The organism is Polaribacter marinaquae (assembly GCF_038019025.1).
GTDB lineage: Bacteria > Bacteroidota > Bacteroidia > Flavobacteriales > Flavobacteriaceae > Polaribacter > Polaribacter marinaquae.
The window spans coordinates 2,287,055-2,300,419 of sequence record NZ_CP150496.1; the positions used below are offsets into that span (position 1 = coordinate 2,287,055).

Annotated in this window: 13 protein-coding genes; 10 read left to right on the plus strand and 3 right to left on the minus strand. The window is 28.8% G+C overall.

The features are described from left to right. Positions 1-6: 6 nt before the first annotated feature. Positions 7-192 (plus strand): YgaP family membrane protein, encoded by a 186-nt coding sequence (locus tag WG950_RS10425; RefSeq protein WP_077810366.1) that lies wholly within the window; start codon positions 7-9, stop codon positions 190-192. Positions 193-247: 55 nt separating this feature from the next. Here WG950_RS10425 and WG950_RS10430 read toward each other — a convergent pair whose 3' ends face one another. Next, on the minus strand, positions 248-2,989 hold the full coding sequence (locus WG950_RS10430) for an outer membrane beta-barrel protein (protein ID WP_340932173.1): 2,742 nt from the start codon (positions 2,987-2,989) through the stop codon (positions 248-250). 185 nt (positions 2,990-3,174) lie between these two features. On the opposite strand from WG950_RS10430, the gene WG950_RS10435 reads away from it, so the two are divergent. Both WG950_RS10435 and WG950_RS10440 read left to right on the plus strand, forming a co-directional pair. Then, positions 3,175-3,756 carry a methyltransferase domain-containing protein gene (locus WG950_RS10435; RefSeq protein ID WP_340932174.1) on the plus strand — a complete coding sequence of 194 codons (582 nt, stop codon included), beginning with the start codon at positions 3,175-3,177 and terminating at the stop codon, positions 3,754-3,756. A gap of 60 nt (positions 3,757-3,816) precedes the next feature. Beyond that, positions 3,817-3,993 (plus strand): hypothetical protein, encoded by a 177-nt coding sequence (locus WG950_RS10440; protein WP_340932175.1) that lies wholly within the window; start codon positions 3,817-3,819, stop codon positions 3,991-3,993. Here the strand turns inward: WG950_RS10440 and WG950_RS10445 are convergent. After that, positions 3,990-4,763, minus strand: coding sequence for an SGNH/GDSL hydrolase family protein (locus tag WG950_RS10445; protein WP_340932177.1), 774 nt, complete (start codon positions 4,761-4,763; stop codon positions 3,990-3,992). The two genes, WG950_RS10440 and WG950_RS10445, sit on opposite strands and share 4 nt — an antisense overlap. 46 nt (positions 4,764-4,809) lie before the next feature. Next, positions 4,810-5,988 (minus strand): acyl-CoA dehydrogenase family protein, encoded by a 1,179-nt coding sequence (locus WG950_RS10450; RefSeq protein WP_077810362.1) that lies wholly within the window; start codon positions 5,986-5,988, stop codon positions 4,810-4,812. Between the two features lie 162 nt (positions 5,989-6,150). On the opposite strand from WG950_RS10450, the gene rnpA reads away from it, so the two are divergent. Genes rnpA through rfbC form a run of 7 tightly spaced genes read left to right on the plus strand, consistent with a single transcriptional unit; the run spans position 6,151 to position 13,362 of the window. Beyond that, a complete protein-coding gene (gene rnpA, locus WG950_RS10455) occupies positions 6,151-6,543 on the plus strand; it encodes a ribonuclease P protein component (RefSeq protein WP_340932179.1) in 393 nt (130 codons plus the stop codon). Then, the gene (locus WG950_RS10460) at positions 6,530-8,164 is read left to right on the plus strand and encodes a S41 family peptidase (protein ID WP_340932181.1); all 1,635 of its coding nucleotides are present in this window, start codon (positions 6,530-6,532) and stop codon (positions 8,162-8,164) included. The genes rnpA and WG950_RS10460 overlap by 14 nt, the downstream gene beginning before the upstream one ends. Positions 8,165-8,191: 27 nt before the next feature. After that, positions 8,192-9,880: a DUF6909 family protein gene (locus WG950_RS10465; protein WP_340932182.1), complete on the plus strand. Its 1,689-nt coding sequence runs from the start codon at positions 8,192-8,194 to the stop codon at positions 9,878-9,880. 21 nt (positions 9,881-9,901) lie between these two features. After that, complete coding sequence (locus WG950_RS10470) at positions 9,902-10,957, plus strand: hypothetical protein (RefSeq protein ID WP_340932184.1); 1,056 nt, start codon at positions 9,902-9,904, stop codon at positions 10,955-10,957. 2 nt (positions 10,958-10,959) lie between these two features. After that, positions 10,960-11,967 carry a dTDP-glucose 4,6-dehydratase gene (rfbB, locus tag WG950_RS10475; protein WP_340932185.1) on the plus strand — a complete coding sequence of 336 codons (1,008 nt, stop codon included), beginning with the start codon at positions 10,960-10,962 and terminating at the stop codon, positions 11,965-11,967. Position 11,968: 1 nt separating this feature from the next. Continuing rightward, on the plus strand, positions 11,969-12,823 hold the full coding sequence (gene rfbA, locus WG950_RS10480) for a glucose-1-phosphate thymidylyltransferase RfbA (protein WP_340932186.1): 855 nt from the start codon (positions 11,969-11,971) through the stop codon (positions 12,821-12,823). Beyond that, positions 12,823-13,362 (plus strand): dTDP-4-dehydrorhamnose 3,5-epimerase, encoded by a 540-nt coding sequence (gene rfbC, locus WG950_RS10485; RefSeq protein WP_340932187.1) that lies wholly within the window; start codon positions 12,823-12,825, stop codon positions 13,360-13,362. Before rfbA ends, rfbC begins: the two co-directional genes overlap by 1 nt. Positions 13,363-13,365: the final 3 nt, after the last annotated feature.

A 13,365-nucleotide genomic window follows, 5' to 3' on the forward strand; every position in this document is an offset into this window, starting at 1 on the left:
TAAATTATGTTGAATAAATATTTTAGAGTTATAGTTGGTTGTATGGTACTTTTAATGGTTTTATTAACTTATTATGTAAGTATTAAATGGTTGTGGTTTGGTGTGTTTATTGGTGTAAATATGATACAATCAGCATTTACAAAATGGTGTTTGTTAGAAACTATTTTGATGAAATTAGGAATTAAAAAATAATAAAAAAGCCCGATAAATTAATTTATCGGGCTTTTTTTTAAGTATTATATTGATTTTATCCTCTATATCTTCTTCTATTTCCTCCTTCGAATTTCTTACCAGCGCTACCTAAACTATTAAATTTCCAGGTAAAAGATAACATTGCGTATTGATTTAAAACCGTACTCGAAGAATCTTGAATGTAATCTTCTGTTGCAACTCTTCTTGCATTGGTGTTTTGATCTAAAATATCATAAACTTTTAAACTAATAGCACCTTGGTCTTTTAAGATAGAATAACGTAAAGTTGTGTTCCAGAACCAAGCACTTTTTTGAAAACCATCGGCAATATTAGGGTTGTAATTATAGTTGATGTCATTTCTCCATTCTAATTTTTTTGGTAAAAATGTTGCAGTTTGTATGGTAACATCATGACTTACAAAATTTCTATCCTCAAAACTTTCGATATCATATTTGTTGTTATTGAATGAAATTGAATATTCTGGCCTAATTTGAAGTACCTTATCCCAATTAAAATCAAAACCAATTCTAGGTGAAATAGTAGCCGTTTTACTTGAGTATTGAATTCCGTTATTAAAGTTGATGTTTTTATTATAGTTACCAAAAACTCTAAATTCTGTTCTTAAACTTCCAAAATCTTCCCACTTTTTTGTAGTGCTATAACTTCCTCCTGCTCTAAAACTATAAAAGCCATCTACATTTGCATAAGTTGTTTCTCTAATTAAAGAGTTAGGGTCTATGATAGTTTTTGCAACAACTCTATCATTTGTAAAAGTTAAGTTTGCAAAAGACCAAAAACCAGTTCTTTTTTGCCAATTAAAATTAGAAGCACCAAAGTTTAAAGAATGTGTTTTAGAAGGCGTTAAAGATGGATTACCAGTTACAATATTTAAAGGATTAGATTCATCTCTAAAAGGTTGTAACTGCGATAAACTAGGTGTATTATTTCTAAAACGATATCTTAAACGATACCTACTACTTCTACTTTCTCTAAAACGCACACCAAAACCATATTCTAAATTATTAAAATCTCTAACTAAATTTGTTTCTGGTCTTAAAAAATCTACATTTTCTAAAGTTCTATTTACTTGAGCTATTTCTGCGGATGCAGACCATTTATCATTTCTAAACTCTAATTCTAAACTTGGTCTTTTAGTTTTATCTAAATACTCGAAATCTGTACTTAATAAAGTACTAAAACTTGTAAAATCGTTAGTAGCTTGATCAAAATCGAAAGTACTACGTTTTGTTTTCGTTTTTGTGTTGCCATATGCATAAGCAACATCTAAAAATAATTTATTGGCCATAATTGGTAAACGGTATGTAAATTCACTACCAATTTCTTTTACCTCTGTTTTTCCGTCAGAATATTGATTTCTGATAATTTGATCAGGATTAGAGCCGTAAATGTTTGTTTCAGACTTTACAAAATCGTCTGTTTTATTATCGCTAAAATTTGCTGTTACTTCCGCTCTTATAAAGGCACCTTTACTTCCAAATCTTTTAGAAAAGTTAATTTCATTATCAAATTGATTTCTATCAGAATCTGCAACAGAATTTGTTTCAGAATCGTTGGTAAGTGTTCTATCATTATTTAAACTTTCTGAAATACTGTTAAAAGTGTTTGTATTTAAGTTCTTGTTAAAATCAGATTCAATATCTATTCTAAAAGTACTATCAATTTCAATTTCGAAATCGATACTTGCATCGTGGCTATCGCTTTCGTTTACAGAATTACTATTAGAGTTTCTAAAAAAACTTTCACCGTTAGATAAAAACGTTTCTCTATTGTTAGAAGAAGTGTTTTTAGACTCACTGTTTTTGTAAAAATAATCTCCAGAAAATTCAAAAATTTTCTTGAACACGTTAATGTAATTTACACCATAATTATTTGATGTAATAATACCTTGTCCGCCACCAAAACTTCTATTATTACCACCAAAACGAAGTCTTTGATTACCAAAACTAAAACCTGGCGAGTTTATATTGTTTCCACCGGCTAAAAGTCCTATTCGTTCACTTTGTTCAAAACGAGTTCCTAAACCAGCATACTCATAACGATCATCTGTACCTATACCCGCAGCTACTTTACCAAAATAACCTTTATTGTTTTCTTTCTTTATGGTTAAGTTTATTGTTTTATTTTCTCCATCAGAATCTTCGCCAGCAAATGCTTGTGCGTTGGTTTTTGTATCAGAAATCTGAATTTTCTCTATAATTTCTTTTGTTAAGTTTCTAGTTGTAATTGTAGGGTCGTTACCAAAAAAAGGTTTACCATTTACAAGAATTTTATTTACTTCTTTACCGTTTACAGTAATTGTACCTTCTGCATCTACCTCTACACCTGGTAATTTTTTAAGTAAATCTTCTACATTAGCATCTGCTTTTGTTTTAAATGATTTTACATTAAATTCTACGGTATCTTTTTTAATAGTAATTGGCGCAGAAGATCTAATAACAATAGCATCTAAAGTATTGGCAGATTTTAGGTATAATGTACCAACGTTTTGATTTTTTACATCTATAATTTTAGAATATGACTCGAAACCAATAAAAGAAACTACTAACTTTAACTTAGAATCGCCTGTATTAGAAACAATTTTAAAATCTCCTTTGGCATCTGTAATTGTATAAGAAACAATGCTGCTATCTTTTAACCTTTCTACATGTACGGTTGCAGATTCTAACATTTCTTTATCTTCTGCAGATTTTATGATTCCGCTAATTGTAAAGTCTTTTTTTTGCGAATAGGTTAAAGATGTCGCTAAAAAAGCAATTAAAAGTAATATTTTTTTCATTTGAGTTTGTTAGTATTATTTTGCAAATATTTAACTAATAAGTAGAAGTTTTTGCCATTTAACAGAACTTTATGAATACTTTAAGGAACTTTAACGGCTTTAATTTCTGATGAGTTACTAATAGAAATTTTAAATGATCTTATTTAAAATGTACTTTTGTTAAACTAATAAAAAGAAGATTTTAAATGGATTTATCTGCAAGTGCTTGGGACAATAGATATATTAATAATGATATTGGTTGGGATTTAGGTATTGTTTCTCCTCCTTTAAAAGCATATTTTGATCAATTAAAGAATAAAGAACTTAAAATTTTAATACCGGGTGGAGGCAATTCTTACGAAGCAGAATATCTTTTTAAACAAGGTTTTAAAAATGTCTATGTAGTTGATTTATCTAAAACAGCTTTAAATAATTTACATAATAGAATACCAGAATTGCCGAATAATCAATTGATAAATTCAGATTTTTTTGATGTAAATGATACTTTTGATTTAATTTTAGAACAAACTTTCTTTTGTGCTATTGCACCAAATTTAAGAGAGAAATATGCGGTTAAAATGAAGGAATTACTAAAACCAAATGGTAAATTAGTTGGTGTTATGTTTAATGTTCCGTTAAATGAAAATAGACCTCCTTTTGGTGGAAACTTAGAAGAGTATTTAAAACTTTTTTCTTCTCATTTCAAAATAGACATTTTAGAAAAGTGTTATAATTCATATAAAAATAGGCAAGGTAGAGAGTTATTTGTAAAATTGTTGAAGGATTAACTTTGCTATTTTTATTTATTCTAAATAAATACTTATATTTGCAGTATAATTATTTAGATTATGATTGTTTTTTACACAAATACTGCACCAACAATTCAGTTAAAGCAAGAAGTTGCTTGTAATTCTGTTTGTTCTTCTAGTTGTATTAAGCCAAAAAATAAATGCTGTAATAAATATAAAAAGAAGGGAATCAATTGTAAAAGATGCCCTCATGTTTTATTAGCGAAAGCCTCTTAATTATTTAATTTCTTTAACGCTAAAGGTAAAATTCTTTGTATAAATTTTGTGTATGCTAGTTTTGAAAGATGTAAATTATCTGATGCTACCAAATTAGGATTTGTTAAACCTTCACGAGAAATATCAGTTATATTTACATAAGTAATATCATTTTTAGTACAATATTCTTCTATAAACTTGTTGTAATTGTCTATTTGCTTTGAAATATAAGTATTATTTTTAAATAATGGTGTAAAAGAATAATCGGGTATAGAAATAACAATCAACTTATTCTTTTCGTCACCAATAGCTTTTATAGCAGTATCAACTAATAATGGAAATTCTTCTTGGAAGACAGCCATATTACTAAATCTATATTGATTATTTACGCCTATTAATAAAGTCGTTAAATTATAATCATTAGAAATATTTTGAGAATTGATTGCATTAATTAAGTCTGTAGTTGTCCAACCAGTTCTGGCAATAATTTTAAGATCAATTGTAGATCCTTCGGGATATTTTTTTAGCAAACTATCTTTTAATTGAGACGGATATCTACAAGTCTCGCAAACGCTTTGGCCAATTGTATAACTGTCACCTAAAGATAATATTTTGAAGCTTTTTGTATTTGAATTGTTTATTGAAGTCGAATCTAATTCTGCATCAATAACAACTACTTCGTCTTTAATTTCATCAATTTCTTCAATTGTTTCTATTTGATCATTCATACTTCCGCATGAAACAAGAAACAGACAAAAACAAATAAAAATACTTAGAATAGGCTTTTTCATCTTGCTTTTGTCTGAATATTAATGTAAACCTTACAATTTGAGTGGGTTATTTAAATGCATTAAAGCCAGTAATATCTAAACCTGTTATAAGTAAATGAATGTCGTGTGTACCTTCATAAGTAACAACACTTTCTAAATTCATCATATGACGCATGATAGAATATTCTCCAGAAATTCCCATTCCACCTAACATTTGTCTTGCTTCTCTGGCTACTTTTAATGCCATATCTACATTATTACGTTTTGCCATTGATATTTGAGCAGAAGTAGCTTTATCTTGATTTTTTAAAGTTCCTAATCTCCAAGCCAACAATTGTGCTTTTGTAATTTCGGTAATCATTTCTGCTAACTTTTTTTGTTGTAATTGAAACTGACCAATTGGTTTGCCAAACTGAATTCTTTCTTTACAATAACGAAGCGCGGTATCATAACAATCCATCGCTGCACCAATTGCGCCCCAAGCAATACCATATCTTGCAGAATCTAAACAACCTAATGGTGCGCCCAAGCCAGATTTATTTGGTAATAAATTTTCTTTTGGCACTTTTACATTGTCAAAAATTAATTCTCCTGTAGATGATGCGCGTAAAGACCACTTGTTGTGTGTTTCTGGTGTAGAAAAACCTTCCATACCTCTTTCTACAATCAAACCATGTATTCTACCTTCTTCATTTTTAGCCCAAACAACTGCAACTTGTGCAAACGGAGCATTCGAAATCCACATTTTAGCGCCATTTAATAAATAATGATCGCCTTTATCTTTAAAATTGGTTTCCATTCCTGCCGGATTAGAACCGTGATTTGGCTCTGTTAAACCAAAACATCCCATCCATTCGCCAGAAGCTAATTTTGGTAAATATTTTTTTCTTTGCGTTTCATTTCCGTATTTAAAAATAGGATACATTACCAAAGAAGATTGTACAGAAGCTGTAGATCTTACTCCAGAATCACCGCGTTCTATTTCTTGCATAATCAACCCATAAGAAATTTGATCTAAACCTGCGCCACCGTATTCTTCTGGAATATAAGGACCAAAAGCACCAATTTCTGCCAAACCATTGATAATTTGCTTTGGGAACGCTGCTTTTTGAGCATAATCTTCTATGATAGGAGAAACATCTCTTTTAACCCATTCTCTTGCTGCATCTCTAACAAGTTTATGTTCTTCGGTTAATAAATCGTCTAGATTATAATAATCTGGTGCTTGAAATAAGTCGGGTTTCATATATTTATATGTTTTATTTTAAACAAATTTATAAATTATTGTTTAATTTTTAACAATAGTAATTAAAAAGTATTGCTAATTTAAGCTAAAAATACACAACTTTTTTTAAAGTTAGCCGTTATAAATTGTAAAAACTAGTTGTTTTCTATTAAGTTTGTATAGATGAAAAATACGTTAGGAAAGCAAGAGCGTTTAAAGAGTAAGAAGTTAATAGAAAAACTGTATTCAGAAGGTAGTTCTGTTAAAACTTTTCCTTTAAGATTAATTTATGTGCAAACAGAACATACGTCAGATTTTCCTTGTCAAGTAGGAGTTTCTGTAGCAAAAAGAAACTTTAAATTAGCTGTGCATAGAAATCGATTAAAAAGACTGTTAAGAGAAACGTATCGATTGCAAAAAGAGATTGTGTATAACAATTTAGATAAACCGTATGTTTTTATGATTTCGTATATTGGTAGAGATGAAATTAAATATGAAGAATTGTATTTAAAAATGGAAAAACTACTAACGTTATTTGTAAATAAAGTAAAAGAAAAGGAAGATGAAAAACTTTAAAATAAAAAAGAAAACTATAATTATAGCTCTAGTAGCTACTGTTTTTTTAACGTATTCGTTTAAATCGAAGTTTTTTGAAGTTGCAAAACAAATAGAAATCTACAATACTTTGTTTAAGGAATTAAACATGTACTATGTAGATGAGATTAATCCTGCAGAACTTACCAATAGAGCAATTAAAAACACATTAAAAGATTTAGATCCATACACAAATTTTTATAACGAACAAGATGTAGAAACAGCAAGAATTAGAAGAGCTGGTGAATATGGCGGTATCGGGGTTTCTGTATTTTACACAAAACAAGGTATAGAAATTAGCGAAGTTTATAAAGGATATTCTGCTGATAAAGCAGGTTTAAAAGCAGGTGATGTAATTATAGCTGTAGACAATCAATCTATTAAAAACATGAATAGAGAACAATTGTCTATGTTTTTAAAAGGAACACCAAATAGCAAGTTTTCTGTTGAGGTTGTTAGACAAAGTAAATCTTTTACTAAAGAAATTATTAGAGAAAAAGTAGTTGTTAATCCGGTTCCGTTTGCAGAAATGATTGATGCAGAAACCGGTTACATTACCTTAACTCGTTTTAATGATAAAGCTTCATCCGAAGTAAAAAAAGCATATAGAAAATTAAAAAAACAAGGAATGAAAAAACTTGTTTTCGATTTAAGATATAATCCTGGTGGATCGTTATTAGAATCTATCAGAATTTCTAATTTCTTTTTACCTAAAGGAAAAAAAATAGTGAGTACAAAAGCAAAAATTAAAAAATGGAGCAACACATATACTTCTAAAAATGATCCTTTAGATTTAGAAATTCCTATTGTAGTTTTAATTAACGAACGTTCTGCATCGGCATCAGAAATTGTTAGCGGTTCTTTACAAGATTATGATAGAGCTGTAATTATGGGTAAAAGATCCTTTGGTAAAGGTTTGGTGCAACGCTATAGAGAGTTAACTTACGGTACGCAATTAAAGCTTACTATTTCTAAATATTATACACCAAGTGGGCGATGTATACAGGAGTTAGATTATGAAAACAGAGATCTTGAAACGGGTAAAATACCTAAGTTTTCTGATAAAGGAATTAATGCTTTTAAAACTGCAAACGGAAGAACTGTTTATGATGGTGGTGGTGTAATGCCAGATGTAGAAATTAAAACTTCTAAAAAGAATGAAACAACAGATGCATTAATTAAATCTAGAGCTATTTTTAACTTTGCTACAGATTATTATTACAATAATTTAACATCTAAAAGTTTAGAAGATTTTAAATTTAGCAATAAAGAGTTTAATCGTTTTACAGAGTTTTTAAAGGTAGATACAACATTTACAACAGTGCAAGAATCGTTGTTTAAAAAAGCATTTTTAGCTTCAAAAGAAAATAATGTTTCTTCGGAATATAGCAAGATAAAAGAAAAATTAGCAGACGATAAAATTAAAGAAATCTCTAAAAATAAAGATATTATTACAGCACTTTTAGAGGCAGAAATTCTAGAAAGATACTTTTATAAAGAAGGCGTTTACAAGTATAATTTAAAAAATGATGAAGCTATTTCGCAAGCAGTAGCTTTGTTAAACAACCCAACCCAATACACAGAAATACTATCAGGTAAATAGTTTTATATTTGTGAAGTAAATTAAGATATGTCAGAAATTAAAAAAATAACAAGAACAAGAGCGCAAGAGTCTACAAATGCAATTGAGAAATTATATATTTCTATGCGCCATTTATTTAGTAGAGGTTTTTATAAACCGATGGGTGTTTCAGGTGAAACATTACGTAAATCTTTATTGCTTTTAAGACCAGAAATTTATGGTTCTATAGCAGAAGAAAGAATAGAATTGAGTGGTTTAACTTATGTAATAGAAAGACTTCCTGAAGGAATTGAGGAATGTCAGTTTATAAATTTAACTGCAGACGAAGGATATAAGAATTCTCATTTTGAAGCAATAATTCCGCCAAAAAGAAGAAGAAATTGTTACAGAATTGATAAAGATCAAATGAATATTGAGATTACCCGAGGAAGATCTGAAATCTACGATATTTTAACGCATTTAACTTTTCTTTTTATTGAATCTCACAAAATTCAAGAAAGAGTTACCTTAAATGATGGTGAAGATTTTACCAGAGAATGGAAAAACTTAGAAGATATTGTTCTTCATCATAAAGAAATTACAGAGAAAGAAAGAGAAGTTACCATTGTACATTTAGGTAATATTTTAGGTAGAACTTTTGATGAGGTTTCTAATATTTATAATACTTTTTCAACAACAGAAAATCCAGATAGATTTTTTCAATTAATATATTGGTTAGGTAAGCTGGCAATAAATGAAGTTGTAGAAAATAATAAGAGAACAGTAACTTTTAGTTCTGTTTTAGTCGAAGAAATAGGACATCATATTTATGGTGAAATTTGGGCGAATGATATTAAGAAGGTTTTAAATGATAATAAACTTTTAGCAAGACCAATTCATATCATTAGTGCAAACATGCACAGTGTTTTAAACTCGGTGTATGCTAAAAATGCATTGCCAAAAGAAGCAGAAAAGTTACAAGGTTTTGAGTTGTATCAACTACTAAGTAATGCAGATAGTAAGCCGCTTCAGAAAAAAGTAAAAGATTTTGCAACGGCAAATGGTCTTATTTATTTAAAAGATACATCTGGTACAAATATTAATGTACAAATAATAGATACAGCAAAAATAGATTTTGATATTTTATCGTTTTCTAAATTAGAAAATGTAGAAGACAATGCAGTTATTGTGGTAATGGATTATGCTTTTGGTGAGCAGGCATTCGAAACTATGGATGAATTGTTAAAACCTTATACGTGTACTAAAGGTGTTAAAACACATTTAGATGTAAAGTCTGTTTCTATAATGGGTAAAGCCGGAATTCTAGAAGGCGGAAAAGGAGATATAATGATACCTTCTGCACATATTTTTGAGGGTACAGCAGATAATTATCCATTTAAAAACGAGTTAGCAAAAGAAGATTTAGAAGGCTTTGGTATCGAGGTTTTTGATGGTTCTATGATTTCTGTTTTAGGAACTTCATTACAAAATAAAGATTTACTAAAATTCTTTCATGATTCTACATGGAATGTTATCGGTTTAGAAATGGAAGGAGCGCATTACCAAAAAGCAATTCAATCTGCATCTAAAATTAGAGGAAATATTTCTGAAGATGTACAAGTAAGATACGCATATTATGCATCGGATAATCCTTTAGAAACAGGTGCAACTTTAGCCTCTGGAGGTTTAGGAATGACAGGTGTAACACCAACCTATGCAATTACTCAGAAGATTTTAGAACAAATTTTTAACAGTTAAACTGTTTTTTAATAAGTAAAAATGGCAACAAATCAACAACCAAATAACCAAGCCAATAATAACGAAGAAGAGGTAGATTTAGGATCTTTATTTGTTATCATTGGTAGAGGTTTTTCTAAGTTTTTCAACTTTATTGGAAACATTTTTAAAGGGATTTTTCATTTCTTTATTTTGATCTTAATTTTTTTAAGAAGTAATTTTTTAAAAATAGCAATAGCCGCAGTTATTGGTTTTACCGTAGGTTTATTTTTAGAAGTCAAAAAAGAAAATACATTTGGATCTACTTTACTTGTAGAACCAAATTTTGAAAGTGCTAGACAACTTTATAATAATGTGAATTTTTATAATGATTTAGTGAAGCAAAAAGATACTTCTAGAATTCAAAATATATTTCAAATTGATAAAAAATCTGCAGGGTCTTTAAAGAAATTTGAAATTGAACCGATTAAAAATAAAAGCGATATAATTAATTCTTATGATGATTTTATAAAATCTGTAGATACTACAACGGTAAAAAGCTACAAGTTTGAAGATTATAAAAATTCATTTGAAGAATTAGATTATAAACTTCATGAAATTACTGTTATAGCCACTAAAAATGATGTTTTTGATAAGTTAAGTAATGTTATCTTAGAATCTGTTACAGAAAATAAATACTTTAATAGAATTAAAGAGTTAACTAACGAGAATTTGAATAGAACAGATTCTTTACTTAGACAAAATCTAGGTCAAGTAGATTCTTTAAGAAGGGTTTATTTGCAGGTTATGGTAGAAGAAGCTAAAAAGCAATCTAACGGAACAAGCATAGATTTAGGCGGAGAGAAAAGAACAACCAAAGAGTTAGAGCTTTTTGAAACAAATAGGAAGTTAAATTCTGAATTAAGAAGCATTGTTGAAAATAAATCTAAAAAATATGAGGTTATAAATGTGATTTCAGATTTTCAACCGATTGGTTATGAAATTAAAGGTGTAACTAAAAATTTAGGTTTTCAGTTAGCAATTGTTTTATCGGTATTGGTAATTTTAATTTTATTAGTTCTCAAGCTAAATACTTATTTAAATACTTATAAAAAGTAACTATGAAATCTATTTTAGTTACTGGTGGTGCAGGGTTTATTGGTTCTAATTTTATTCCTTATTATTTAGAAAAGAATAGTGATTGTAAAATTATTAATCTAGATGTACTTTCATATGCCGGAGATTTAGAAAATTTAAAGGAAGTAGAAAATCATAAAAATTATACTTTTATTAAAGGTGATATTTGCGATAGAGATTTACTAAACAAGTTGTTTGATACATATAATTTTACAGAAGTAATTCATTTTGCAGCAGAATCTCATGTAGACAACTCTATTAAAAACCCTGATGCATTTGTAAGAACGAATGTTTTTGGAACGTTTAATTTGTTAGACGTTGCTAAAAATTATTGGATGACTTCACCAAATAAATATAGAGAAGAATTTAAGCATGCTAGATTTCATCATATTTCTACGGATGAAGTATACGGAACATTAGGCAAAGAAGGTCTTTTTACAGAAGAAACTTCGTACGCACCAAATAGTCCATATAGTGCTTCGAAAGCATCATCAGACTTTATGGTTAGAAGTTATTTTCATACTTATGGTTTAAACGTTGTAACTACAAATTGCTCTAATAATTATGGACCAAAACAACATAATGAGAAGTTAATACCAACCATAATAAGGAAAGCAATTTCTGGAGAAAATATTCCTATTTATGGTGACGGAAAAAATATTAGAGATTGGTTATACGTTTTAGATCATTGTAAAGGTATTGATTTGGTTTTAGAAAACGGAAGAGCTGGAGAAACGTATAATATTGGTGGAAAAAATGAAAGAGATAATTTATATATAGCACATAAAATTTGTGATATTTTAGATGAAATTAAGCCGAAAGATGAATCTTATAAAGAGCAAATTAGTTTTGTAAAAGATAGGCCAGGTCATGATTTTAGATATGCAATTGATGCTACTAAATTAGAAAATGAATTGGGTTGGCAAGCTGATGAAAGTTTTGAAACAGGTATTTTAAAAACCATTGAGTGGTATTTAAAAAAATATAATTAATATGAAAGGAATAGTTTTAGCAGGAGGTTCTGGTACAAGATTGCATCCACTTACATTAGCTGTAAGTAAGCAGTTAATGCCAGTGTATGATAAACCAATGATTTATTATCCTATTTCAACCTTAATTTCTGCAGGAATTAGAGAAATATTAATTATTTCTACTCCGCAAGACTTACCATTATTTAAAAAATTATTAGGTAACGGAAATCAAATTGGTTGCGGTTTTGAGTATGAAGTTCAAGAAAATCCTAATGGTTTAGCAGAAGCATTTATTATTGGAGAAAAATTTATAGGTAAAGACAAAGTTGCTTTAATTTTAGGAGATAATATTTTCTATGGATCTGGTTTATCTAACTTGTTAAAAGCAAACAATAACCCTAATGGCGGAATTGTATATGCATATCATGTAAATGACCCAGAAAGATATGGTGTTGTAGAGTTTGATAAAAATTTAAAAGCAATTTCTATTGAAGAAAAACCAGAAGTGCCTAAATCTAATTATGCCGTACCTGGAATATATTTTTATGATAATGAAGTCGTAGAAATTGCCAAAAACATTAAACCTAGTAAAAGAGGAGAATTAGAAATAACTGAAGTAAATAACATGTATCTTCAAAAAGGAAAACTTTCTGTAGAAATTCTAGATAGAGGAACGGCTTGGTTAGACACCGGTACATTTAATTCTTTAATGCAAGCAGGTCAATTTGTACAAGTAATTGAAGAAAGACAAGGTTTAAAAATAGGTTCTATAGAAGAAGCTGCTTTTAGAGCCGGTTTTATAAATAAAGAACAACTCTTAGCAATATCAAAACCATTATTAAAAAGTGGTTATTCTAACAATTTATTAAAAGTATAATGAAAGTAACTGAAACTTATTTAAAGGGTTGTTTCGTTTTAGAACCTCAAGTTTTTGGAGACGAAAGAGGAAGTTTTTTATTAGAATTTAATAAAAAAGAGTTTGCAGAAAAAACTGGTTTTAAAGGTGATTTTGTTTTAGGGAATCAATCTACTTCTCAATACGGTGTTATTAGAGGTTTGCATCTACAAAAAGGAGAATTTGCACAGACTAAGTTAGTAAGGGTTGTTAAAGGTAGAATTTTGGATGTAGCTGTAGATGTCAGAAAAAATTCAGAAACCTATGGTAAAGTATTTTCAGTAGAACTGTCAGGAGAAAATAATAAACAATTATTAGTTCCTAGAGGGTTTTTACATGGTTTTTCGGTATTAGAAGACGATACAATTGTGTCTTATAAATGCGATAACTATTACGAACCTGATGCAGAAGATGGAGTGCTTTATAATGATAAAGATTTGAATATAGATTGGAAGATTCCGTTTAATAAAATTATTCTTTCTGAAAAAGATTTAAAGTTGAAGTTTTTTTATGATTTTTAAACT